This window comes from Dictyoglomus sp. LHC4 (assembly GCF_055181355.1).
In genome coordinates this window covers 1,575,324-1,599,163 of the sequence record NZ_CM143707.1, presented here as the reverse complement: position 1 = coordinate 1,599,163, position 23,840 = coordinate 1,575,324, and the positions used below count along the sequence as shown (strand labels likewise).

Below are 23,840 nucleotides of genomic sequence, written 5' to 3'. Positions count from 1 at the left end.
TCCTGTAAAGATTTTTTTATAAGCAATCTGATTGCGATTATATCACAATTTTATCTTATATTGGAGAGATCTTTTAGAAAATTATAAATAAATTCAAGTTTTTTGGTGATTGTTCCTTGAGGAAGAGATAGCTCTTTAGTTTTTCCATCTTTTTGGTGTAATTTTAATTTTGTAGAGATTTCGATTTTTTCAATATTCATATTTTCTGCTAAGAATTTTATTTTAGAAAACAAAAAGAGATTATTTAAACTTTCAGGAATTGGTCCATAGATATCTTCCATCTCCCTCTTAATATCATCTAATTCTGAAAGGGATTTTAAGTGAGCAAGTTTCTGATAATAGTAGATACGGTCACTGCTTGAGGTTATATAGTCTTCTGGTATAGAAATAGCAAAGGAATGAATTATCTTACAATTTTTTTCTTTCTCTTCTTTTTCTTGTGATTTTAATTCTTTAATGGCCTCTTCTAAAAGTTGTAGGTAGAGGTAGAATCCTATCGAGTCAATATGTCCATGTTGTTCTTTGCCTAATATTTTACCTGCTCCTCTTATCTCTAAATCATGCAATGCAAGTCTTAAGCCAGACCCCAAACTTGAAAATTCTTTTAATGCTTCCAATCTTTTTATACTTTCTTCAGATAGTTTTTTTATTGGAGCGTGGAGAAAATAAGCATAAGCTTGTCTATCTGACCGTCCAATGCGACCTCTAAGTTGATATAACTGGGCAAGACCCATGTGTTCTGCATTTTCTATGAAAAGTGTATTGGCGTTAGGTACATCTATTCCTGATTCGATTATTGTGGTGGCTATAAGCACATCTATTTTTCCGTTGTAAAAATCATTCATTATTTCCGTAATCTTTTCATCCGCCATTTGACCATGAATAATACCATAAGAGGCCTCTGGAACTAATTGAATAAGAAATTCTCTTATTTTTTCAAGTTTTGGAATATCATTGCAGACATAATATACTTGACCTCCTCTTTCTAATTCTCTTCTTATCCCTTCTTGGATGATTTGAGGATTATATTCTAACACAAAGGTTTGTATAGGTAATCGGTTCTCAGGTGGTGTTTCTAAAATAGAAAATTGCCTTATTCCTGAAAGAATCATAGAAAGAGTGCGAGGAATAGGAGTAGCAGAAAGATAGAGAATGTCTACATTGGGGTATTTCTTTTTAAAATGTTCTTTTTGCAATACTCCAAATCTATGTTCTTCATCTACTATGATAAGTCCTAAATCTCTAAATTGAACATCCTTTTGAAGGATTCTATGGGTTCCTATAATAATATCTATTTCTCCTTTTTTAATTTTTTCCAAAATTCTTTTTTGTTCCGATTTTGGTTTTAATCTGCTTAAAATCTCAATATTCACGGGAAAAACTTCAAGCCTTTCTTTAAAAACTCTCCAATGCTGAAATGCTAAAATAGTAGTGGGTACAAGAATAGCCACCTGTTTTCCATCTAATACTGCTTTAAAACTTGCTCTTAAAGCAAGCTCTGTTTTTCCAAAACCCACATCTCCAATAAGCACTCTTTCCATAGGTTTGTTCGATTCCATATCCTTTTTGATTTCATTTAGAGCTTTAATTTGATCTTCGGTTTCAATGTAAGGGAAACTTGCTTCCAGTTCTTTTTGTAGAAAATTATCTTTAGAAAAGGCAAAACCTTGAGAAATTTCCCTTTGAGCATATATTTTTAGCAATTCTTCAGCAATTTCTTTAGTTGATTCCTTGACTTTTCTTTTAGTTTCTTCCCATTGTTTCGTACCAAGTTTGCTTATCTGAGGAGGAGTTTGAGAAGATGATACATATCTTTGAATAAGGTGCATCTCTTCCAAAGGTACATATAAATAGCTTTTATCTGCATATTCTATAGTTATGAATTCATTCTCGATTCCTTCTATTTTGAGTTTCTTGAGACCTCTAAATATGCCTATACCATAATTAACATGTACTACATAATCCCCATCTTTTAATAATGATAAATCTTTAGGTCTTAAGCCTTTTTCTGTTTTTATTACTTTTCTTTTTCTTCTCTTTCCAAAAATTTCATAATCTGTTAATACTAATATTTTTTCATCTTCCCATAAAAAGCCTTCTTTTATTTTTTCTCCTCTTAAATATTTCAAATCTATGTTTTTTAAGCGTATCTTTAATATATCTTCATGTTCAGAGGAAATGTAAATATCCCAACCATCTTCTTTATAACTTTTTAATGTCTTTTCTAAAAAATCTCCTGTACCCTTAAATGTGGGGGGAGAGTATATAGTAAAATTAATGTCAGGTTCATAATTGTAAAGATCTAAATATTGATATTTACCTAAACTCTCTAACAATCTTTCTTTTGTAAGAAAAAGATTAGGTGGTAACTTTTCTTTTGATGATCTTTTATTATAATTCTCTTTTCCTTTTTCCTCCCATTTTTCTAAGAGAGCTAAACTTTCTCCTAAATTTTCAAATACGATCAAGGTTTTGGATGACAAGAAGGAGAAAATATAGTCTATTACTTCATTATGTTTCAAGAAATATTTTTCTTCATCTAAATTTTTATCAAGTTCATATAAGGGAGTTAAAATAAATTTTGTTAAATTTTTTATAGACCTTCGGTCTTCGATACTAAAAAATCTTATTGATGTTATTTCATCTCCAAAAAATTCTAATCTTATAGGATATTCAGAAGAGGATGGAAAGATATCCAAAATTCCACCTCTAATACTATATTCTCCTATTTTCTCTACTTGAATATTCTTATCATATTGATTTCTTTGAAGAAAATTTTCTAAAAGATTTCTCTCTATCTCCTTACCTACCTCTAAGACCATGAAATTGTTTGAGAGTTTGTCTTTTGAGGTTAATGGATAGACAAGGGATTTTAAAGAGGCTATAATTATATGATTCGGATTTAATAGAAGATCAGTAAGAACCTTTAATCTTTTTCCTTCTTTTTGTACAGATCTTAAAGGTTTTTCATAAGGTAAATGAACGTAAGAAGGAAATGTTTCTAAAATATCGATCTCAATTTTTAATTCTTCCCATAATGTTAAATTTTCATCATTATTGGTTATCCATAGAATAGGCCTTCCAAGGTTAAGTAAAGATTCAAGTAGTATAGGATATATACCTTTATAAATCTTGAAAATTTTTAAGTTTTTTCCCTCATTGATAAGATATTTTAATTTATTAAACTCTTTACTTCTAATAAATTTTTCTAAAAGAGCCATCTTCTATTATAAAGATTCTGAGCCTTATCCCATCCCTCCTTTAAAATAGTATTAATTATTTCTGGCATTTTGTTTAATACTTTTGATAAGATTTTCCATTCTTCTTCTGTGAACGCTCCTAATACGTAATTTATTGTTTCAGCTTTATCTATTGGTTTTCCTATTCCAATTCTTAAGCGATAAAAATTGGAAGTTTGAATTTCCTGTATAATAGATTTTATTCCATTGTGTCCTCCATCTTTTCCATTAAACCTAATTCTTATAGACCCTAAATTAAGATCTAAATCATCTTGTACTATCAGAATTTCTTGTGACTCAAGATTATAATAATCAAGAAAATTTTTTACTCCCTTACCGCTTAGATTCATATATGTTTGGGGCTTAACAAGGTATATTTTGGATGATTCTATAAAGCCTTCAGAAACAAAATTCAATTCTATTCTTTCCCATTTGTTAAAGGAGAAATAATTGTGTAAATAATCCACCACCATAAAACCAACATTATGGCGTGTGTTTGCATATTCTTTTCCAGGATTTCCTAAGCCAATTATTCCTAATCTATTCACTTCCTTTTAGAAAAACTATTCCTGCATATCCTACTACTTCTGAATAGTCTTTCGTGATATCTCCAGAAGTACTATAGTCTATAAGTATTCCTTTTGAAGCGCCTAAATATTTACTTACTGTTATTGTCACAAAAATAGGTCCTGTTCCACAAATACTAATATCTTCTTTTCTTACTCGATTCATAAATTCTTCTTCATCTAAATTTAAGATGGCTTCTATAGCATAGAAATCTTTTTTCTTAGCTATGGTCAGAGGTTCATAATGAGAAAAGTCAGAACTTGTAATAACAAGAATTTGATCGTTAGTTTCTAATATGGCTTTATAGATGGCTATTGCTAAATCATATAATATGGGAGTTCTATAATCCACTATTGTGATGGGAACTATACTTATATTGGGGTTTAAAAATTGTAAGAAGGGAATTTGAACCTCTATGGAATGTTCATATATATGGGCATAAGGATCTTCAATTAAATACTTAGAGTGTTTAAGTATCTTTTCAGATAAATCGTTGTTTATATCTACCTTACCTAGTGGAGTTAACCATTTACCCTCCTTATATATTGATGCAGGTACCCCTAATCCATTGTGGTTGGGACCTAAAATTATAACATTGTCAGGTATTTTTATACTTGAATATACTTTACCTGCAACTTTTCCAGAGTAAATATATCCTGCATGAGGAACAACGCACCCTATGACAGATATTTTTTCATCTGCCTTTATAATAAACTTGGATATAAGGCTTATTAGTTCTCTTTCATCAGCAGGATAAAAATATCCTGCTACATATGGTATTCTGTCTTTCATATGTTATAATTATAACCGATTTTTGATGAAAATAGAAATTCTAAGTTTTAATATGGTTTTAAAGAAAGTTTCTTAAAATTCTATATTTAGAGAAGGGAGGATGAAAATATGTCACGAAGATGCGAGATTTGTGGAAAGGGTCCTTGGGTAGGTTTACAAGTAAGCCATTCTCATCGTAGAACAAAAACCAGATGGCTTCCCAACCTTCATAAGGTTCGCGCCTTAGTTAATGGAAAGGTTAAAACAATAAAAGTTTGTGCCAGGTGCTTAAAGGCTGGAAAAGTACAGAAGGTTGTATAAGCTATGAGGGAAGAAAAAGTTAAAGATGTAATTTCTTATATTCATGAAAAGGAAAAAGAATTAGAAACCCAAATAGAAAAGGAAAAAATAAACATAGAAATTATATTTAACAAAAAAATAGAAGAGTTTCTTTTAAAACAAGAGGAAAAGAGACAAGAATATTTAAGGGAGATAAAAGGGATAGAGAAAGTAAGAAAAGAGGAAATAGAAAGAAAGATAGCGGAGATAGCAAAAGAGTACGATTTACAATTAAAAAAACATAAAGAAAAATTGGAAGGTAACTTACCTAAAGCCTTAGATTTTCTCTTCCAAAAACTTTTAGAAGGTTGAGGAAGAAAAAATGATTTTAGATATAGAAAAATTTTGGTTAATTGTTCCTAAGAATGAAGAGAGTATATTGAGAGATATATTTAAAGAGTTCCCCCGTATCCATTGGGAGAAATTAGGAAATGAGGAGACCTCAGAAAAAGGAAACCCATATGATAATGAAATTTCAAGAATAGAGGATATACTAAGAATTATAAATATATTTTATCCACAAAAAAAGGGTTTTTTAGAAGCTTTTTTTGCTGGTAGAGAGGAAATTTCTGAAGAGGAGTTTGAAAAGTTAAGGAGTGAGGTCTCCTTAGAAAATTTATATAGGGAAGCAAAAAGTTTAGAAAAAAGGCTTTCAGTAATAGAAGAAAAAGAGAAAATTTTGGCTGCTTTGTATGAGGAAACTAAATATTGGGAATTTCTGGATTCAGAATTAAATTTTCCCAGAACCTTTAAGCGATTTAACATATATAGCGGAAGTTTTAAAAAGGATAATTTTTCCAAGTTTTTGAGGGAAGCGAGTGATATATTAGAGGAAAATTGGTATAAGTATTTTGAAATGAACAATGAAGTAAGGATAGTTATCCTTATACCTAAGGATAAAATATCCTATTTTGAATCCCTATTAACAAAATATAATTTTGAGAATAAAAGAATCCCTTATTTAAAATATTATCCAAAAACTGCCCTTGAAAAGATAAGTAATTTTCTAATAAAATTAAAAGAAGAGCTTTTTGAACTTTTTGAAAAGGCTAAAGATCTATATACTAGAAAGAAAAACATACTTGCCTGGTATGATTATTACCTTTCTAAGATAGGAGAGTTGGGTTATAAAGAGTATTCTTATAGAAGTAAATATTTTTCTGTTTTTTCTGGTTGGATACCTAAAAAGGATAAAAATGAATTTCTAAATATTGTTGAAAAAAGACTTACCAATTTTGGTTTTGAGAGTAGAGATCCTTTACCCGATGAAGATCCGCCTGTACTTTTAAATAATCCTAAATTTATAAAACCCTTTGAATTTTTAACGAAGCTTTATGGACTTCCTCCTTATGGATTTATAGATCCTACTCCCTTTATGGTGCCTTTTTATATGTTATTTTTTGGTATTTGTTTGGGAGATGTGGGTTATGGGCTTCTTTTACTCATCTCTACAATATGGATAAAGAAAGTTTATAAGCCGGAGGATGAAACTAAGGAATTATTGGATTTATTAACTATTCTAAGTTTTCCATCTATTTTAGTTGGTATAATTACTTGGAGTTTTTTTGGAAATCAGATATTTTTAGGTCCTGACGGTAAATTTATGGGGATATTTCCTATTATAAATCCAAGTCAGGACTTAATAACCGCTTTAGGTATTGCACTTCTCATTGGTGTAATATCTCAATTTTATGCTTTAATTCTAAGATTTATTTCTTGTTGGAGAGTAAAGGATTATAAAGGGGCTTTCTATGATGCTGGACTTTGGATACTCTTTTTAGGGTCAATCCTTATATATTTTGGAGGAAATGCACTAAAAATAAATATTCCATACTTACAAATATTTAAATATCTAATTTGGTTAAGCTTGATAGGTCTTGTGCTAACTCAAGGAAGGGATAATAAGGGTATAGCAAGATTTATTGTGGGATTAATTAGTATATACGGAATATTAGGTGGATATGGCTTGACCTCATTTGTTGGAGATATTCTTTCCTATTCTAGACTTTTTGCCTTAAACTTAGTAGGTTCAATATTTGGTTTCGTGATAACACAACTTGCTAATATGATTAAAGGGATTCCAGTTTTAGGTTTTATATTATTGCCATTAGTATGGGTTTTCGGACAAGTATTAAATTTTGTTTTAAGTGCTCTTTCAGCCTTTGTTCATTCTACCAGATTGCAATTTTTAGAAATGTATGGAAGGTTCTTTGTTGATGGTGGCAGAAGATTCTCTATTTATAGAGTGGAAGGTAAATATTTTAAATTAAAGAAACAATCTAATGGGAGGTAAGAAGTATGTTGGGTTTAGCAATTGCCCTTATAGGCGCTGCTTTAGGTGCTGGTCTTGCAGCAGCAGGCTCTGGTAAAGGAGTTGGTATTGCTGGTGAGGCTGCAGGAGGAGTATTAGCAGAAAAACCAGAGCTTTTTGGTACTGTTCTTATACTACAAGCTCTTCCTGGTACGCAGGGATTTTATGGATTTATAGGAGCATTTCTTATTTTAATGAGACTTGGGCTTCTTGGGGGTAATGTCCCTAATTTAACCCTTGAGCAGGGGCTTATGGTTTTTGCTGTAAGTATTCCTCTTATGATTGGTGAATTTGTGAGTGGAATTTGGCAGGGAAGGGCAAGTGCTGCAGCATTGCAAATGGTAGCCCAAAAACCACAAACTTCTGGTCAGGCTATTATTATTCCTGCTTTAGTTGAAACCTATGCTATTCTTTCCTTAATTACTTCAATAATATTCTTATTCTTTGGAGTGAAGATCTAATGTCCATAGAGAAAGTATTAGAAAGGCTTGAAAAAGAAAAAGAATTTAAAATTGAAGAGTTAAGAAATAAGAAGGAAAAGGAATTTACTGATTTTGTGACAAAAAAAGAAAAAGAGTTTGAAGAGTGGAAGGAACAAATTAAGAGAGAGTTGGAAGATAGATTGAAGAAAGAGGAAGAGACTTTAATGTCTCAGGTTAAACTGAAGTATTTAACTGAATCAGCTAAGGTTGAGACTGAAGTTGTATACAATTTGAAATCTGAACTTTTAAAAAGAGTAAAGAAGCTTTCAAAAGATAAATATACAGACATATGGAGATCTATTTTATTAAGGGAAAAGATTAATGAGGGTAGTATTTTGTTGACAAAGGGCGAAGATAGCCTGGATATTGAAACTCTCTCAAAGGAATTTAATCTTATACTAAGAGAAGAAAGAGTTGAAGGGATGGGTGGATTTATAATTGAAAAAGGAAATGTGATTATAGATCTTACCTTAGACACAATTTTGGAAGAGCTTGTGAATAATAATATTCTTGATATTGCTAAAATATTGCGTGGTGAGATGTAATTATGTATGCAGAATATCTATTTTTATCTACAAATTTAAAAGCTAAGTTCTCTAAATTCATAGATAAGCAAACATGGGAGCAGTTAATAAATTCCTCTATAGAAGAGATAGTTGAGTTTTTAAGGAATAATAATTATGGGAGTCTTTTAGAAGGATATGTGGGAATTATAAAGATTCTAAATGACGATCTTAAAAACATAAGGATGACTGTTAAGTCTCCATATTTAGATCTTATGCTTTTTGATTTAATGGTTCATGATGTAAGGGTGAATTTATTAAAGAGTAATACACAACAGGATTTTTTAGGGACCTTTGATGTCAAATATGGAGCTGTTTATGGTCAATTAAAAAAGAGAATATTAGGTAGAGCGGTTAGATTTTTGCAAGAAACTAATGATTTAAACCTCGTAAATATATATATCGATTTGGAAGTAGTAAAATATTCACAAGAGCTTACAAAAAATCTTAGTTTGCCTAATATTAAGAAATTTTGGGAATTAAGGACAGATCTTTATGTTTTAAAGATTATTTCAAGACTTCAAAGATTAAATATAAATATAGATATATTTAAGAAACATGGTATAAATCTGAGTTCCATTGAATCTTTTTATGAGAAAACATCTGGGACTTATCAGGGAGTTTTAAAAGAGGCTGAAAATGTTGACTTTGACTTTTTGATTAAAAAATATCTTTTAAATTATATGACAATGAATTTTAAAAATGTGATTAGCGGTCCTGAAGTTGTTATTTTTTATTTCTATGACAAATGGTGGGAATTAGAAGATTTAATTCTCCTTTTGGAGAGTAAAAAGAATAATATTCCAAAAGCTTTTTGGGAAAGAAGGTTGTTGAAAACAAATGCTTGAAGGTAAAATTGCTATTATAGGTTTGGAAAGTTTGGTAGAAATATTTAAGATATACGGTGTAGATGTTTTTCCTGTAAAAGATGAAAAAGAAGCCTTTGATGTTTTTAATAGATTGTCTGATAAGGAATATTCTTTGATTATAGTTTTGGAAAGTGTTTCTGGAAATATTTTAGAAAATGTAAAAGATAAGATTCCTCTTATTTTACCCGATACATTTTCACAAAGAAAATTAGGGGAAGAGATTTTAAGAGATATGGCTGAAAAAGCTTTAGGAATAGATATATTTTCTGAAGGAGAGGGATAGTAATATGGAAGGAAAGATAGTTAGAGTTGCAGGTCCTTTAGTTGTAGCGAAAGGGCTTGCAAATGTTAAGATGTATGAGATGGTAAGGGTAGGAAACTTAGAACTCTTTGGTGAAATTATTGGTTTGGATAATGATTTAGTGTATATTCAAGTATATGAAGAAACTCAAGGGATAGGACCAGGAGAGCCCGTATATGCATTGGGTGAGCCTCTTTCTGTTGAACTGGGACCTGGAATTATTGGTCAGATTTATGATGGAATCCAAAGGCCATTAAATAGATTGGCCGAAGTTAGTGGAGATTTTTTAAGTAGAGGACTTTCTTTCCCAGCCTTAGATAGAAGCAAAAAGTGGAATTTTGAGGCAAGAGTTAAAATAGGGGATTATGTGGAAGGTGGAGATATATTAGGGGTTGTGCAAGAAACATCAGCATTAGAGCATAGAATTTTAGTTCCTCCTAAGCTAAAAGGGAAAATTTTAGAAATTAAAAATGGTAGTTTTACGGTAGATGATACTATTGGAATATTAGAGGAAGAGAACGGGGATAAAGTAGAATTAAAGTTAATGCATAAATGGCCAGTAAGATACCAGAGACCTGTTAAAGAAAAACTTCCCCCTCAAATACCTTTGATAACAGGACAGAGGGTATTGGATACTTTTTTTCCACTGGTAAAAGGTGGTACCGCTTGTGTTCCTGGACCTTTTGGAAGTGGAAAGACAATTATTCAGCACCAATTAGCTAAATGGGCAGATGCAGAAGTTGTGGTTTATATTGGTTGTGGTGAAAGAGGAAATGAAATGACCGAAGTTTTGATAGAATTTCCTGAGTTAAAAGATCCTCGAACAGGAAAACCATTAATGGAAAGAACAATTCTCATAGCAAATACATCTAATATGCCAGTAGCAGCAAGAGAGGCTTCTGTATTTACAGGTATTACAATGGCAGAATACTTTAGAGATATGGGATATCATGTAGCACTTATGGCTGATTCTACATCACGTTGGGCAGAAGCAATGAGAGAGATTTCTGGAAGACTTGGAGAAATGCCAGGAGAAGAAGGTTATCCTGCTTATTTAGCCTCTCGAGTAGCAGGATTTTATGAAAGAGCAGGTTTAGTAAGATGTTTAGGAAAAGATGAAAAGATAGGTTCAGTAAGTATTATAGGAGCTGTGTCTCCTCCTGGGGGAGACTTATCTGATCCTGTTGTACAGGCCACATTGAGAGTTGCTAAAGTATTCTGGGGACTAGATGCAAGACTTGCCTTTAGTAGACATTTTCCTGCAGTAGATTGGCTTGTAAGTTATTCTTTATATCTGGAGCCTGTTAGTAAGTATTGGAGAGAAAAAATAGCTGAAGATTATTATGAATTAAGGCAAAAAGCTATGGCAATTCTACAAAGAGAAGCGGAACTTCAAGATATTGTAAGATTGGTAGGAATGGAAGCTTTATCACCTCAAGATAGATTAACTTTAGAAACGGCAAGATCTATAAGAGAAGATTTCTTACATCAAAATGCACTTCATGAGGTTGACACTTATACTTCATTATATAAGCAATATCTTATGCTTAAAAACATAATGAATTTTCATAATGTAGCTTTAAAGTTAATAGAAGAAGGTTATCCTTTAGATGATATTTTAAGAATGCCAGAAAGAGAAAAGATAGCTCGAATGAAATTTATACCAGAGGATAGGATAAAGGAATTAGAAGATCTACTTTTTGAGGTTGCTCAGAAGTTACGTGGTATAAAGGAGGGGACAAAGGAATATGCTTAAAGAATATACCTCTGTATCAAAAATAAGTGGACCTTTAGTTTTGGTGGAGAATATAGAAAATGTCAAATATGGAGAGGTTGTTGAAGTAAAACTTTCTAATGGAGAAATAAGACAGGGGCAAGTTCTCGAGGCTCAAGAAGGTGCTGCTTTAGTGCAGATGTTTGCAAGCACACAAGATTTATCTTTAAAAGGTATGAGAATTAAGTTTTTGGGGCAAGTTCTTGAAATAAATCTTTCTCCTTCTATGCTTGGAAGAACTTTTGATGGTCTAGGGCGTCCAAGAGACGGTGGTCCTGAGATCATTCCTCATAAGAGGATGGATATAAATGGTAGTCCAATTAATCCTTATTCTCGAGCCTATCCATCGGAATTTATTCAAACTGGTATCTCCGCTATAGATGGAATGAATACTATTGTACGTGGCCAGAAAATTCCTATATTTTCGGGATCTGGACTACCCCATGCTGCATTAGCAGCACAAATAGCGAGACAAGCAAGACTCTTGAATGAGGAAGAAAAATTCGCAGTAGTTTTTGGAGCTATGGGTATTACTTTTGAGGAAGCTTATTTCTTTATAGAAAACTTTAAAGAAACGGGAGCTCTTGAAAGAAGTGTTCTATTTATAAATCTTTCCAATGATCCAGTTATAGAAAGAATTGCAACTCCAAGATTTGCATTAACCTGTGCTGAATATTTAGCTTTTGACTTAGACATGCATGTTTTAGTCATATTAAGTGATATGACCAATTATGCAGAAGCGTTAAGAGAGGTATCAGCTGCAAGAAAAGAAGTCCCAGGAAGAAGAGGTTATCCAGGTTACCTTTATACAGATCTTGCCACATTATATGAAAGGGCAGGAAGAATTAAAGGTAAGAAAGGATCTATCACTCTACTTCCTATTCTTACCATGCCAGAAGATGATAGAACTCACCCTATACCAGATCTCACAGGTTATATTACGGAGGGTCAGATATTCCTAAGTAGAGAACTTTACAGAAGAGGAATATATCCACCTATAGATGTTCTTCAATCTTTATCAAGACTTATGAGAGGTGGAATAGGAGAAGGAAGAACAAGAAAAGATCATGGTGATCTTTCTAACCAGCTTTATGCCGCCTACTCTCGTGGATTAGAGGCTAAAGAGTTAGCGGTAGTTTTAGGAGAAGCAGCCCTTACTGAAGAGGACTTGCAGTTTTTGGAATTTGCAGAAGAATTTGAGGATAAATTTATAAGACAAGGTGAATATGAAAATAGAAGTATATTTGAGACCTTAGATTTAGGTTGGAAGCTACTTAGAAAATTCCCAAGATCCAGTCTCAAGAGAGTGAGACCTGAATATCTTGATGAATTCTGGGGGAAGGAAGATGCCTCTTAGAGTTAATCCTAACCGAATGGAACTTTTAAGACTTAAAAAGAGGCTTGCTATTGCGAGGAGAGGGCATAAATTGTTGGAAGATAAATTAGAAGGTTTGATCCAAAGATTTATGGAAGAGATACAAAACTATAGAACTTTAAGAGAACTTACAGAGGTGAAATTTTTAGAATTCTTGGCTCTCGGAGGTATTGTATATATAAAAACCTCTGGGCCTATATGGGATTTACTTGTATTTATGAATGATGGAAAAAGTCTTTTGTACCAAAAATATGAAAAGATGATGAATATTCCCGTTAAGGAACTATCAATTTCTAACCTTTATTTTCCATCTTATAGCTTGATAGAAACTCCTACTGATTTAGACGAGCTTTCTCGTTTATGGTCTGAATTGTTAGATGAGTTAGTGGCTTTAGCTAATAAAGAAAGATATATTCTTTCTCTTCTTCAAGAGATAGAGAGGACCAAGAGAAGAGTTAATGCCTTAGAATATAAGTTGATTCCTCAAATTGAGGAAACCATAAAACTTATTACAGTTAAGTTAGAAGAACTAGAAAGAGGAAATTTCTTTAGGTTGTTAAGATTAAAGGAATCATAAATGGAAAATAAATTAGCGTGGAGAGAAATTGATTTATCTGCTCTTTTAAATAATTTAAAGATAATAAGAGAAAAAGTAGGAGAAAAGGTTGAAATAATAGCTGTAGTTAAAGCTGATGCTTATGGGCATGGGGCAAAAGTAGTATCAAGATTTTTGCAAAAAGAGGGAATTAAAAAATTTGCTGTTGCTCATATAGAAGAAGGACTTGAGTTAAGAAACATAGGTATAACTGGGGAGATATTAATTTTATCTCCGCAGCTCTATTATTCTATTCCTTATTTTTTTGAATTTAATCTTATCCCATTAGTTTCGGATTTATTTTTCTTAGAGGAACTTGGTAAATACGCTAAAAAATTAGGAAAAAGATTAAAATTTCATCTTGCTATAGATACAGGCATGGGCAGAGAAGGGATACTTCCTACTGATATAGATAAAATAAAGGATATATTAAGTAAATATCCTGAACTGTATTTAGAGGCTTTGTCTACTCATCTTTCTACTCCGGAAAACAAAAAGGATCCTTATAATATATTTCAAAAGGAACTTTGCCAGAAAATATATAATGATCTAAAAAATTATCATGACATATATTTTCATGTATCCAATACAGGGGGAATTTTTAATTTTCCAGAACTACATTATCAAGCTGTAAGACCTGGTATCTCTTTGTATGGATATGGAGATAAGAAATTAAGGCCAGTTATGGAAATCAGAGCAAGAGTTACTTTAATAAAAGAAGTACCTGCAGGATGGGGAATAGGTTATGGACATACATATATTACACAAAAAAATATGGTTTTGGCACTTATTCCTATAGGATATGCTGATGGATATAGAAGGGAACTATCAAATAAGGCTAAAGTTATAATAAAAGGTGAGTTTTTTAAAGTTGTAGGAAGGATATCAATGGATCAATTTACAGTAAATGTTACGGATGAGGATATAAAAACGGGTGATTTGGTAACAATTATGGGAAAGGAGGGAGATAAAATAATAGATGCTCAAGAACTTTCTATTCTTTCGAATACTATTCCTTATGAAATATTAACAGGGTTTGGTTCTGCAAAGAGACTATGCAGTGTTTATAAATTTAATGGAAAAAATTTAAAAGATCCTATTGAGGAGCTTGATTTATAATTTCATTTACAAGTTTTATTTCATTATGTTTATCTTTTATCTCATTATTAAAGTGTTTCAAAAATAATAATTTTAGAGTTTCTCCTATTTTTCTTCCTTTAACACCAAAGCTAAGTAGTTCTTCTCCAGTTATATATGGTACTTTTTTCTCTTTTAGAAGTTTTATTCTAAGAATTTCTTTTTTTCTTTTTGCATTGACAGAAATAAGAAGTAATATGGGTATTGGAAGTTCATAGAGGAAAAGAATATCTTTTTCGTTAAGTATCTCTTTTTCCATGTATCTTTTCAGTATAGAGAAATAATATATGGTTTTTTTAGAAAAATGTAATTCTTCTAACCATTTTGTTCCATCTTTTTCGTCGGCATTTGAAATTATATCTAAGACTTGAATTTTATAATCTTCAGGATACTCTTTTATTAAAATATCAAGTGTTTTCTCTATATTCTTTGGAAGATTTTTAATTGGAAATATTTGGTTTATAGCATTCAATTCTTCTAATCTTCTCAGTACTTTTACTGGTTCTTTTTCGTTTAAGATTAGAATTATTTCTTCTCTCAATCTTTCTTTTCCAATCTTTTTAAGAAATCCATGCTCTATGGCTTCTTTCAATAATGAAAATGTTTTTTCTTCGAAGGAAAAGGAAAGTCTTACTTCCAATCTTATTCCTCTAAGAATTCTTGTTGGATCTTCTATAAAACTTAAATTATGAAGAATTCTTAATTCTTTTCTTGTAAGATCTTCTAATCCTCCATAAAGATCTATGATTTCTCCAAAATTTTCTTCATTTAAACTCATTGCTAAAGCATTTATCGTGAAATCTCTTCTTTTTAAGTCTAACCAAAAAGAACTTCTCTCTACTTTTGGGAGGCTTCCAGGTTCCTCATAATATTCAGTTCTTGCGGTAGCGATATCTATTCTCTTTCCATCTATTACTATTTCGGATGTTCCAAATTCATCATGAACTTTCACTCTTCCAGTCCATTTATCCATTATTTTTGATATGACGATATTTATATCTCCTTCTACCACAAGATCAAGATCGTAATTAGGTATTCCCAATAAGAGATCCCTTACAAAACCCCCAATGGCGTAAATAGAAATGTTATACTGTGATGTCAACTTTCTCAATTCTTCTAAAATCTCTTTCCAAGTCGAATTTTTTATTTTCTCTTCTTGGATCTGAAATATACTTCCTAAAGGTGCATAAGTTTGTGATTTCAAAAATCTAAACTTTAATATATCTTGTCTTGTAATAATTCCTACTATCTTACCATTTTCTACTACAGGAACTCTTCCGATATTTTTTTCTACTAAAATTCTTTCTATTTCCGAGATAGATGTTTCAGGAGTGACAGTTATTACTGGTTTTGACATAAAAGATTTGACCTTTCTTTTTGTTAGTTTTAAATTTATTGCTTTTTCTACATCTCTTCTACTTATAATTCCTATAAGCTTGCCATTTTCCTCAACACATAATCCACCATAACCATATTTCATCATTATTCTGAAGGCCTCGCGAATGCTTGTATCTGGTGTTATTGTGACTACTGGATAAGACATTATATCTTTTGCAGTAAAATCCTTAGGTAAATAAATTAATAATCTTTCTTTTAAAAACTTTTCAAGGTCGTCAAGCTCCATGCTATTGCTATTCAGTACTACAGTAGTAGCACTTTTATGTCCTCCCGGATTAAATTCTTTCAAGATATCTCTAAGATCGATGTTGGGAAGTCTTGTTCTTCCTAATACATAAATTTTTTCCTTTACTTGAAGTAATATGAAAAGAATATATCCTTCTTTTTCATCCAAAACTTTATGAGCCAATATAGAGAGACCTTCTATATATTTTTCCTTTTTTAATTTGCTTATAACAACCTTATAACCTCTTATAATTTCCTCTTTTGAGTTCTGTAAAAGTTCATCAAGAAATTCTTTTTGTTCGTCGGTTAATTTTTCATGTAAATAATAGTTTATGATGTTTAAATCAGCACCTCTTTCTAAAAGAATGCTGGCTGTTTTTAAATCTTTTGGAGTGGTATTTGCAAAGGTAAAATTCCCTGTATCCTGATAAATTCCAATTAGAAATATGGTAGCTTCTATGGGATCTATAGGAATTTTATTTTCTATTAGTTTTTCTACTAATATGGTGGTGGTGGATCCAGTTCTTTCTATGATCTCAGTATTTCCTTTTATGTCTCCACTTTCGTGATGGTCGTAAATTTCTATAATATAATTTCCTTCTTTTAATATTTCTTGAATATTTTTATCTATTCTGTTTATGTAATGGTTATCTACTAATATGATCTTTTCTATATTGTCTTTGTTTGAAATAATATACTCGTAGTTTTCTTGAAACCTAAGGATATCCTTATATAATAAATAAAATTCATAAACTTTTCTCTCCATGCTTTTGCTTGTATAAGCTATGGCTTTTGGGTATATTTTTTTTGCAGCATAGAGAGAGGATAGGGCATCAAAATCTAAATAGTTATGAGTAAGAATCAATTGAATTTTTTCCTTCATAATCTATATAGGTTTATAAGGAAAATTTTCTTTGTTATATGGTTCTATTTCTAATTCTTTTTCTTTTTCTCCATGTTTTATTTTTATTTTTACCTTTTCTTTATTTCTATGATCGCTATAATATCCTGCAATTTTTTCTGCTATTTCTAAAATTTTTTCATTTTCTATTTTCTGGGGTATTAGTACTATGGGAGAAGGTTCTTCTGCTTTTATAATTATATCTTCAGGATTTGCTAATTCTAACAATTTTTCGTTTTCTTCTTTGTTTCTCCCTACAATGATTTTTACCATATCAATTCTAAAGTGTCTACCCAATTTTAAAAGTTCTAAATCTCTTTTTGAGATGAGTTTTTGATGTTCTATAAGATCTTTAAGTCTCCTTGAGAAATTAGGTTCTGTAAGAAGACAACCACCAGCAGGAGTTGGAATTTCTTTTAATCCTATTCTTTTTGCAAGATCAAGTTGTATTTTCCTTGATCTACCCTTTATATCTAACATTTTGTTTCGATCAATTAACCCTTCTTTTTCAGGTTTTGTTGGAGGAAGTAATTTGGCTGATAATGGTCTAAGTAATATTTCCTCTGCATCAGAATATTTTTCTATTATTTTTAAGGATTGTTTATTTTGGGACATGGGTCTTTCTCCTAAAACTTCTCCTGTTACAATAAAATCAGCATTATATTTTTTAAGTTGTTCTTTAGTTTTTTTTATCATGAAAGCATGACAATCAATACAAGGGTTCATATTTTTTCCATAACCATATCTTGGGTTTAATAAAATAGGTATAAATTCATCAGTCACATCAATAATTTCCAAAGGGATATTGAGAAATTCAGCAGCCTTTTTGGCTTTTTCTATATCAAAAAAAGGTGTAGAATAATATATTCCAATTACTTCTACCCCTTGTTGAAGGATAAGCCATGTTGCTAATATACTGTCTAATCCGCCTGATAGAAGGGATATGGCTTTTCTTTTCATAAATTTTCTACAATTTCTTTGTCTAATCTTTTTATTGCTTCTAATATAAGTCTCTTTGCATTCAGGAAATCTTGAATATTTATTATGCTTGTATGGGAATGAATATATCTTGCTGGAACACCAATTACTACGGAAGGTACACCTTTAGCATGAATATGGATTCTTCCCCCATCAGTACCGCCTCTTTCTAAGGCTGAAAATTGGATTGGAATATTTAATTTTTCTGAAGTTTCAATGAAAAGTCTTCTTAGATTGACGTTAGGAATCATGGTAACATCATAAAGTATAATGGAAGGTCCTTTTCCTAAAAATACCTTTTTTTCCTCTTCTATGCCTGGCATATCGGTAGCTATATCCGATTCTAAGACTATGGCAACATCAGGATTTACTACATAAGAGGAAGTTACTGCTCCTCTAAGACCAACTTCTTCTTGTACTGTGGCTACACCAAATACAGTGTTGGGATGATTTGTACTTTTTAATTCCTTAATAATTTCGATCATTAATGCACAACCAACTCTATCATCCCATGCTTTTGCAATAAGCATATCAGGATTATTCATAACAGTAAAATCACTTTTTGGTGTTATAGCATCTCCTGGTCTTATTCCCATATTTAAAGCTTCTTCTTCGCTCTTAGCCCCTACATCTATATACATATCTTTCTTTTCTACAACTTTTTTTCTTTCTTCCTCAGTAAGAATATGGGGTGGTTTTGATCCGATTACTCCAATAACAGGTCCCTTTTGAGTATGAATAACTACTCTTTGAGAAAGTAATACCTGATCCCACCAACCACCAAGGGGTAAGAATTTTATGTATCCGTTTGTGGTAATATTCTTCACCATAAAACCAATTTCATCCATATGAGCAGCAAGCATTACCTTGGGATATGAGTTTTGACCCTCTTTTTTAAAGATAAGACTTCCTAAGCGATCTTCTTCTAAACTTGCATGATCTTTAAGATATTTTTTAATTACCTCTCTTATTTCCTTTTCGTATCCTGATACACCGTTGGCTTCTGTGAGCTCTTTTAACATTTGTAATAAGTCATTCATTTTTCTTTAAACCTCCTTTTTCTAAGATTTCAACATCGTATCCTATTCCTCTTATTTTATCAAAAATTCTTCTAATTTGGTCGGGGTTTTTTGTCTCTAAGGTAAATTCAACGGTACTTTCTATTTTAGGGAATAAAGGTAAGGATGGATCTTGATGAATTGTTATTATATTTGCTTTTTCTTCTGATATTACATTTATTACCCTTGAAAGATGTCCTGGTAAGTCAGGCAGTTTTACTATCATATGTACCAGTCTTCCAGTTTCGATAAGTCCGTATTCTATTATTTTTGAGAGGAGGGTTACATCAATGTTTCCTCCACTTAATATGAGTACTATTTTCTTTTTATGAATAAGATCTCCATGTTCTAACAAAACAGCTAAAGTAGTAGCTCCAGCTCCTTCAACCAGTGTTTTTGTTCTTTCCAGAAAAAGTAATATAGCTTGAGCAATTTTTTCTTCATCAACGACAAAGATATCATCTAAATATTTTTCCAATATAGAATAAGTAATTTCACCAGTTTTTTTGACTGCTATCCCTTCTGCTATGGTTTGAGAGGGTTTATTTTCTATTTTTGTGTTTTTGAACTTTTCATAGAAACAAGGAAAGGCTATAGATTGTACTCCATAAACTTTTATTTTTGGACTTTTTTCTTTTATAGCTATGCAAATGCCTGCAGAAAGGCCACCTCCCCCAAGAGGTACTATTACTGCGTCTATATCTTCAAGATCTTCTAAAATTTCTAAACCAATAGTTCCTTGTCCTGCTATTATTTTCTCATCATCAAAGGCTGGAATAAATTCCATTTTTTCATCTTCTGCAATACTTTTGGCATAGGAATAAGACTCATCATATATTTTTCCATGAAGAATAACATAAGCCCCATAACTTTTCGTGGTTATGATCTTAATTAGTGGTGTATTTTCAGGCATTACGATAATAGTTTTAATGTTAAAAAGTTTTCCGGCATATGCTACTCCCTGGGCATGATTTCCAGCAGAAGCAGTAACTATCCCGTTTATTTTTTTATCTTTTAATTGGGATATGTAGTTCATGGCTCCTCTTATTTTAAAAGAACCTGTTTTTTGAAGATTTTCAAACTTTAAATAGATATCTTTACCTGTAAGATCACTGATGCTTTGGGAGTAGGTTAGGGGGGTTTTGTGGATATAGGGTGAAATCCTCATCCTTGAGGTCTCAACATCTTTTAACCCTATCATTTAAAACACTCCTTTATCTTAAGATTTTGATTCCTTGTTCTGCTGAATCTACCAATTTTATTTTATACCCTTTTTCTATATATTTGTTTAGTCTTTCCAAGATTTTTTTTACCTCTTCTTTATCTTTTACCATTACAAAAATGGTTGAACCTGATCCTGTCATAGAAACATATTCAGTGACTTTCTCTATTTCTTTCTTTATAATAGCAAGTTCTGGATACATATTAAAGGTTATTTTTTCTAAAAAATTATATGGTTTAATGTAGATTCCATTAGTATATTCTGAAACCTTTTTTTTAAAATCTATATGATTTCCTAATAGATCTTTAGAGATTTTTGAGTATACCTCTTTAGTACTTATTCCAAAAGGTGGAAAGATTAAAAGAAATTTTAATCTTTGATGTTTAATTTTTTTAATTATTTCACCCCTCCCCTCTGCAACAGAGGATCCCCCATAAAAGAAGAAAGGTATATCCGATCCCAAAAATTTTCCTATATTGGCCATTTCCTCTAAGGAAAGATTTGCTTTGGTAAGTATATTTAATCCGTATATTATACCTGCCGCATTAGAACTTCCACCTCCAAGCCCTGCTTCTTTTGGTATTCTTTTATGAAGAAAGATTTTGCATCCAACTTTTATTCCCGTCTCTTTTATAAAGGCTTTATAACCCTTATATATTAAATTTTCTTTTGGAGATATATGGAGATTAGTTTCTAAAATAAAATAGGGATATGGAATTAAATTGATACTCATAAAATCACTAAGATTTATGTTATGTAGGAGTATTTTAACATTATGATATCCATCAGGCCTTTTATCAATTACATCAAGAAGAAGAGTAAGCTTAGCAAAAGTTAATAGTTTAATATTCATAGTCTTTTACCCTATTAGCAATTTCTATAAACATTTCTGGTATTATTTCTTCTGCTCTTGTTTTTAAATCTATGTTTAAATCTTTAAATAAAGCTTTCCATTCAATCTGAGGTAAATACCTTTGTAGGTTGTTAATAAGATATTTTCTTCTTTGGGCAAATCCTATCCTTAATATGTTATAAAAAAGATCCTTATCTAAAATATTATAAGGTGTAGGAGAATATGTCAGTTTTATAACTACTGATTCAACTTCTGGTGGTGGAAAAAATGAATCAGGAGAGACTTTCGTTATTAATTCATATTTGTAGTTTAAGCTTAAAAGGATAGATAAAGGGCTATATTTTTTAGAGCCTGCTTTTGAAGTTATTCTTTCAAACATTTCTTTTTGAAGCATGAGTACCATTATCTGGGCATAAGGTCCTTTTTTCAAGTATTCTCCTAAAAAGGATCCTGAGATGTAATAAGGTAGATTTCCGGTTAGTTTATAGGGTTGCGTTATAATCTTTCTAAGATCTACTTTTAACACATCCTCAAAGATAAGTTTGATGTTAAAATCTTTTAAATGTTCCTCTAATATGGGTTTAAATCTTTTATCTACTTCAATTCCAATAACTTCTTTTGCTCTTTTTGCAAGTTCTAAAGTAAGAGTACCTACTCCGCATCCTATCTCTAAAATAGTGTCTTCTCTTGTTATATCTAATTGATCTACTATTTTTTTTAAAAGATAAGGGTTTATTAAAAAATTTTGACCAAGACTTTTTTTTAAAAATATATTATGTTCCTTTAATAATGATAATAATGTGCTTTTATCGGTTAATTCCATTAAGATATTCTTTTCAAAAGATATATTTTGATTTTTCTTCTTCCAAAATTGGCAACCTCTCTAACTGTTGGATAACAAAGGTCCACTTTCCAACCTTTTATTAAGCCTCCTGTATCACCTGCGATGGCAAAACCGTAATTGGGAATATAAAAAGTACTTCGTAAGGGAATATATCTTGGGTCTACTGCTATTATTCCTTTTATGGCCTTCCATCCAAGAGCTGTTATACTATTTCCATCTCCACCTGTCCAAGGCTCATAGGCTGTGGCAGTTACAGTAATTGGTTTTACTACCTCGTATTCTGCTGATTTTAGGTTTAAATATTTGAGTACTGGGGAGATTACATTTATTACTTTAGGGGTCATTTTTTGGATTTCTTTTGAAGATAGTTTTTTTTCTTCTGCAAGTTTTCCGTTAATATATTTTCTTTTATATGTTTCTTGGATTTTTCCAATCTTTCCTGATTGAAGAATTTCTTCTTTATAAATATTTCCAGCTTTAACTTTTAAGATAATCTTGGGTTCTATAATTCTAATTTTTTGGACTGTTTCTTCTTTTACTCTTGTGATGCGAATTTCCTTTATTCTGGCTGCAAGAGGAGTACGAGCGGGTGGACTAACAATATCATATTTTGATACTTTAATATTTTTTTCCTCTAAAACTTCCCAAACAAATCCAGCATTTGTTCTTACTTTTATAGGTCTTCTATTTCCATCAACAATAATGATTTCTTTTATAGGTCTTAAATGCAAATTTTTATTCCAAAGATTAGTTTCAATAATTTTTGCTGTTGTTATTACTACGAGGCTTCCTAAAAATACAGTTATGGTGATTATTTTTCTTTTCACTCTCTTTTAATCCTCCTAAAAAAGTGTTTTCCAACCCTCAAGATAAAGGGTTTGTCAATTTCTATATCCATATTTATATCTTCAATTCTTGTGCCATTAATTTCTACAGCGCCTTGAGATATTAATCTTTTTGCCTCACTATTACTTTTTGCTGCACCTAATAAGGTCAATAATTTTACTATCCAGATTTTAGGTTCATTAATTATTACTTCTTGTACTTCCTCAGGAAGTTCTTTGTTACGGAATATTCTATTAAATTCTTCTTCTGCTCTTATACTTGCTTCTTCTCCATGATAAATCTTCACAATTTCTCTTGCTAATCTTGCTTTTGCATCTCTTGGATTTAATATTCCCTCTTTCATTTTTCTTTCTATTTCTCTGGTCTCCTCTTTAGGTAGTTCTGTGGCAAGTTCAAAATATCTTATTATTAATTCATCGGGTATTGACATTACCTTACCATACATCTGATTTGGAGGTTCTGTAAGACCTATATAATTTCCAAGACTTTTGCTCATTTTCTGTCTGCCGTCTAAACCCTCTAATATGGGCATAAGCATAGCTACTTGAGGCTCTAAACCATACTCTCTTTGTATTTCTCTTCCTACTATTAGATTAAATTTTTGATCAGTTCCTCCCAATTCTATGTCTGCTTTTATAGCTACAGAATCATAAGCTTGAAGGAGAGGATACATGATCTCATGTAAAAATATAGGTCTTTGTTCTTTAAATCTTTGAGCAAAATCATCCCTTTCTAACATTCTGGCAAGGGTATATTTAGATGTGAGGACTAAAACATCTTCTAACTTCATTCCCCCAAACCATTCTTCTTGGTATCTTATCTCAGCTCTTGATATATCAAGAATTTTTCCAACTTGATCTTGATAAGTTAAAGCATTTTTCTTTACTTGTTCAGGTGTTAAAGGTTTTCTTGTTTCTGATCTTCCTGATGGATCGCCTATTCTTGCGGTAAAATCACCAATGATGAATACGACCTGATGTCCCAAATCTTGAAATTGTTTCAATTTTCTAAGCACTACAGCATGTCCTAAATGGAGATCTGGAGCAGATGGGTCTGCTCCAAGTTTAACTCTTAAAGGTCTGTTCTCTTCTCTTGCTTTTTTTAGCTTCTCTTCTAATCCATTTTCGGGTATTATTTCAACTACGTTAGAGATTAATATCTCTAATTCTTCCTCTATACTTACTCTTTTCAT

General features: G+C 31.4%; 22 protein-coding genes. 11 read left to right on the top strand and 11 right to left on the bottom strand.

What is annotated here, in order from left to right:
• Positions 1 to 50 precede the first annotated feature (50 nt).
• Genes mfd through ACY3JO_RS08115 form a run of 3 tightly spaced genes read right to left on the bottom strand, consistent with a single transcriptional unit; the run spans position 51 to position 4,598 of the window.
• Positions 51 to 3,221 carry a transcription-repair coupling factor gene (gene mfd, locus ACY3JO_RS08125; RefSeq protein ID WP_463084496.1) on the bottom strand — a complete coding sequence of 1,057 codons (3,171 nt, stop codon included), beginning with the start codon at positions 3,219 to 3,221 and terminating at the stop codon, positions 51 to 53.
• The gene (pth, locus tag ACY3JO_RS08120) at positions 3,209 to 3,787 is read right to left on the bottom strand and encodes an aminoacyl-tRNA hydrolase (RefSeq protein WP_463084495.1); all 579 of its coding nucleotides are present in this window, start codon (positions 3,785 to 3,787) and stop codon (positions 3,209 to 3,211) included. Before pth ends, mfd begins: the two co-directional genes overlap by 13 nt.
• Complete coding sequence (locus ACY3JO_RS08115) at positions 3,780 to 4,598, bottom strand: MEMO1 family protein (RefSeq protein ID WP_463084494.1); 819 nt, start codon at positions 4,596 to 4,598, stop codon at positions 3,780 to 3,782. Before ACY3JO_RS08115 ends, pth begins: the two co-directional genes overlap by 8 nt.
• 108 nt (positions 4,599 to 4,706) lie before the next feature.
• Between ACY3JO_RS08115 and rpmB the strand changes: the two genes are divergently transcribed.
• Genes rpmB through alr form a run of 11 tightly spaced genes read left to right on the top strand, consistent with a single transcriptional unit; the run spans position 4,707 to position 14,305 of the window.
• Positions 4,707 to 4,898, top strand: coding sequence for a 50S ribosomal protein L28 (gene rpmB, locus ACY3JO_RS08110; protein ID WP_463084493.1), 192 nt, complete (start codon positions 4,707 to 4,709; stop codon positions 4,896 to 4,898).
• Between the two features lie 3 nt (positions 4,899 to 4,901).
• Positions 4,902 to 5,228: a chromosome partitioning protein gene (locus ACY3JO_RS08105; protein WP_463084492.1), complete on the top strand. Its 327-nt coding sequence runs from the start codon at positions 4,902 to 4,904 to the stop codon at positions 5,226 to 5,228.
• A 10-nt stretch (positions 5,229 to 5,238) separates the two neighbouring features.
• Positions 5,239 to 7,209 (top strand): V-type ATP synthase subunit I, encoded by a 1,971-nt coding sequence (locus ACY3JO_RS08100; protein WP_463084491.1) that lies wholly within the window; start codon positions 5,239 to 5,241, stop codon positions 7,207 to 7,209.
• Between the two features lie 5 nt (positions 7,210 to 7,214).
• Positions 7,215 to 7,688 carry a V-type ATP synthase subunit K gene (locus ACY3JO_RS08095; protein WP_463083535.1) on the top strand — a complete coding sequence of 158 codons (474 nt, stop codon included), beginning with the start codon at positions 7,215 to 7,217 and terminating at the stop codon, positions 7,686 to 7,688.
• On the top strand, positions 7,688 to 8,254 hold the full coding sequence (locus tag ACY3JO_RS08090; protein WP_463084490.1) for a V-type ATP synthase subunit E family protein: 567 nt from the start codon (positions 7,688 to 7,690) through the stop codon (positions 8,252 to 8,254). Before ACY3JO_RS08095 ends, ACY3JO_RS08090 begins: the two co-directional genes overlap by 1 nt.
• A 2-nt stretch (positions 8,255 to 8,256) precedes the next feature.
• Positions 8,257 to 9,120, top strand: a complete 864-nt coding sequence (locus tag ACY3JO_RS08085; RefSeq protein ID WP_463084489.1) for a V-type ATPase subunit — start codon at positions 8,257 to 8,259, stop codon at positions 9,118 to 9,120.
• A complete protein-coding gene (locus ACY3JO_RS08080) occupies positions 9,113 to 9,424 on the top strand; it encodes a V-type ATP synthase subunit F (protein WP_463084488.1) in 312 nt (103 codons plus the stop codon). Before ACY3JO_RS08085 ends, ACY3JO_RS08080 begins: the two co-directional genes overlap by 8 nt.
• 4 nt (positions 9,425 to 9,428) lie before the next feature.
• The gene (locus ACY3JO_RS08075; RefSeq protein WP_463084487.1) at positions 9,429 to 11,198 is read left to right on the top strand and encodes a V-type ATP synthase subunit A; all 1,770 of its coding nucleotides are present in this window, start codon (positions 9,429 to 9,431) and stop codon (positions 11,196 to 11,198) included.
• Positions 11,191 to 12,573, top strand: a complete 1,383-nt coding sequence (locus ACY3JO_RS08070) for a V-type ATP synthase subunit B (RefSeq protein WP_463084486.1) — start codon at positions 11,191 to 11,193, stop codon at positions 12,571 to 12,573. The genes ACY3JO_RS08075 and ACY3JO_RS08070 overlap by 8 nt, the downstream gene beginning before the upstream one ends.
• Positions 12,563 to 13,168 (top strand): V-type ATP synthase subunit D, encoded by a 606-nt coding sequence (locus ACY3JO_RS08065; protein WP_463084485.1) that lies wholly within the window; start codon positions 12,563 to 12,565, stop codon positions 13,166 to 13,168. Before ACY3JO_RS08070 ends, ACY3JO_RS08065 begins: the two co-directional genes overlap by 11 nt.
• A complete protein-coding gene (gene alr, locus ACY3JO_RS08060; protein ID WP_463084484.1) occupies positions 13,169 to 14,305 on the top strand; it encodes an alanine racemase in 1,137 nt (378 codons plus the stop codon).
• On the opposite strand, the gene ACY3JO_RS08055 is transcribed toward alr, so the two are convergent.
• From ACY3JO_RS08055 to tyrS, 8 genes are read right to left on the bottom strand one after another with little or no spacing between them, the layout of a single operon-like run.
• Positions 14,283 to 16,811 carry a CBS domain-containing protein gene (locus ACY3JO_RS08055; RefSeq protein ID WP_463084483.1) on the bottom strand — a complete coding sequence of 843 codons (2,529 nt, stop codon included), beginning with the start codon at positions 16,809 to 16,811 and terminating at the stop codon, positions 14,283 to 14,285. The two genes, alr and ACY3JO_RS08055, sit on opposite strands and share 23 nt — an antisense overlap.
• A 21-nt stretch (positions 16,812 to 16,832) precedes the next feature.
• Positions 16,833 to 17,807, bottom strand: a complete 975-nt coding sequence (locus tag ACY3JO_RS08050; RefSeq protein ID WP_463084482.1) for a tRNA 4-thiouridine(8) synthase ThiI — start codon at positions 17,805 to 17,807, stop codon at positions 16,833 to 16,835.
• A complete protein-coding gene (locus ACY3JO_RS08045; RefSeq protein ID WP_463084481.1) occupies positions 17,804 to 18,865 on the bottom strand; it encodes a M42 family metallopeptidase in 1,062 nt (353 codons plus the stop codon). The genes ACY3JO_RS08050 and ACY3JO_RS08045 overlap by 4 nt, the downstream gene beginning before the upstream one ends.
• On the bottom strand, positions 18,858 to 20,084 hold the full coding sequence (gene ilvA, locus ACY3JO_RS08040; RefSeq protein WP_463084480.1) for a threonine ammonia-lyase: 1,227 nt from the start codon (positions 20,082 to 20,084) through the stop codon (positions 18,858 to 18,860). Before ilvA ends, ACY3JO_RS08045 begins: the two co-directional genes overlap by 8 nt.
• Positions 20,085 to 20,097: 13 nt before the next feature.
• Positions 20,098 to 20,958, bottom strand: coding sequence for a 4-(cytidine 5'-diphospho)-2-C-methyl-D-erythritol kinase (gene ispE / locus ACY3JO_RS08035; RefSeq protein ID WP_463084479.1), 861 nt, complete (start codon positions 20,956 to 20,958; stop codon positions 20,098 to 20,100).
• Positions 20,948 to 21,781 carry a 16S rRNA (adenine(1518)-N(6)/adenine(1519)-N(6))-dimethyltransferase RsmA gene (gene rsmA / locus ACY3JO_RS08030; RefSeq protein ID WP_463084478.1) on the bottom strand — a complete coding sequence of 278 codons (834 nt, stop codon included), beginning with the start codon at positions 21,779 to 21,781 and terminating at the stop codon, positions 20,948 to 20,950. The genes ispE and rsmA overlap by 11 nt, the downstream gene beginning before the upstream one ends.
• Positions 21,781 to 22,629 carry a 3D domain-containing protein gene (locus tag ACY3JO_RS08025; protein WP_463084477.1) on the bottom strand — a complete coding sequence of 283 codons (849 nt, stop codon included), beginning with the start codon at positions 22,627 to 22,629 and terminating at the stop codon, positions 21,781 to 21,783. Before ACY3JO_RS08025 ends, rsmA begins: the two co-directional genes overlap by 1 nt.
• Positions 22,626 to 23,840, bottom strand: a complete 1,215-nt coding sequence (gene tyrS, locus ACY3JO_RS08020; protein WP_463084476.1) for a tyrosine--tRNA ligase — start codon at positions 23,838 to 23,840, stop codon at positions 22,626 to 22,628. The genes ACY3JO_RS08025 and tyrS overlap by 4 nt, the downstream gene beginning before the upstream one ends.

Bases quoted from the DNA above. Each gene is read 5' to 3' on its own strand.
- mfd (WP_463084496.1), bottom strand. From the start codon at position 3,221: ATGGCTCTTTTAGAAAAATTTATTAGAAGTAAAGAGTTTAATAAATTA.
- ACY3JO_RS08115 (WP_463084494.1), bottom strand. From the start codon at position 4,598: ATGAAAGACAGAATACCATATGTAGCAGGATATTTTTATCCTGCTGAT.
- rpmB (WP_463084493.1), top strand. From the start codon at position 4,707: ATGTCACGAAGATGCGAGATTTGTGGAAAGGGTCCTTGGGTAGGTTTA.
- ACY3JO_RS08105 (WP_463084492.1), top strand. From the start codon at position 4,902: ATGAGGGAAGAAAAAGTTAAAGATGTAATTTCTTATATTCATGAAAAG.
- ACY3JO_RS08100 (WP_463084491.1), top strand. From the start codon at position 5,239: ATGATTTTAGATATAGAAAAATTTTGGTTAATTGTTCCTAAGAATGAA.
- ACY3JO_RS08095 (WP_463083535.1), top strand. From the start codon at position 7,215: ATGTTGGGTTTAGCAATTGCCCTTATAGGCGCTGCTTTAGGTGCTGGT.
- ACY3JO_RS08090 (WP_463084490.1), top strand. From the start codon at position 7,688: ATGTCCATAGAGAAAGTATTAGAAAGGCTTGAAAAAGAAAAAGAATTT.
- ACY3JO_RS08085 (WP_463084489.1), top strand. From the start codon at position 8,257: ATGTATGCAGAATATCTATTTTTATCTACAAATTTAAAAGCTAAGTTC.
- ACY3JO_RS08080 (WP_463084488.1), top strand. From the start codon at position 9,113: ATGCTTGAAGGTAAAATTGCTATTATAGGTTTGGAAAGTTTGGTAGAA.
- ACY3JO_RS08075 (WP_463084487.1), top strand. From the start codon at position 9,429: ATGGAAGGAAAGATAGTTAGAGTTGCAGGTCCTTTAGTTGTAGCGAAA.
- ACY3JO_RS08070 (WP_463084486.1), top strand. From the start codon at position 11,191: ATGCTTAAAGAATATACCTCTGTATCAAAAATAAGTGGACCTTTAGTT.
- ACY3JO_RS08065 (WP_463084485.1), top strand. From the start codon at position 12,563: ATGCCTCTTAGAGTTAATCCTAACCGAATGGAACTTTTAAGACTTAAA.
- alr (WP_463084484.1), top strand. From the start codon at position 13,169: ATGGAAAATAAATTAGCGTGGAGAGAAATTGATTTATCTGCTCTTTTA.
- ACY3JO_RS08050 (WP_463084482.1), bottom strand. From the start codon at position 17,807: ATGAAAAGAAAAGCCATATCCCTTCTATCAGGCGGATTAGACAGTATA.
- ACY3JO_RS08045 (WP_463084481.1), bottom strand. From the start codon at position 18,865: ATGAATGACTTATTACAAATGTTAAAAGAGCTCACAGAAGCCAACGGT.
- ilvA (WP_463084480.1), bottom strand. From the start codon at position 20,084: ATGATAGGGTTAAAAGATGTTGAGACCTCAAGGATGAGGATTTCACCC.
- ispE (WP_463084479.1), bottom strand. From the start codon at position 20,958: ATGAATATTAAACTATTAACTTTTGCTAAGCTTACTCTTCTTCTTGAT.
- rsmA (WP_463084478.1), bottom strand. From the start codon at position 21,781: ATGGAATTAACCGATAAAAGCACATTATTATCATTATTAAAGGAACAT.
- tyrS (WP_463084476.1), bottom strand. From the start codon at position 23,840: ATGAAAAGAGTAAGTATAGAGGAAGAATTAGAGATATTAATCTCTAAC.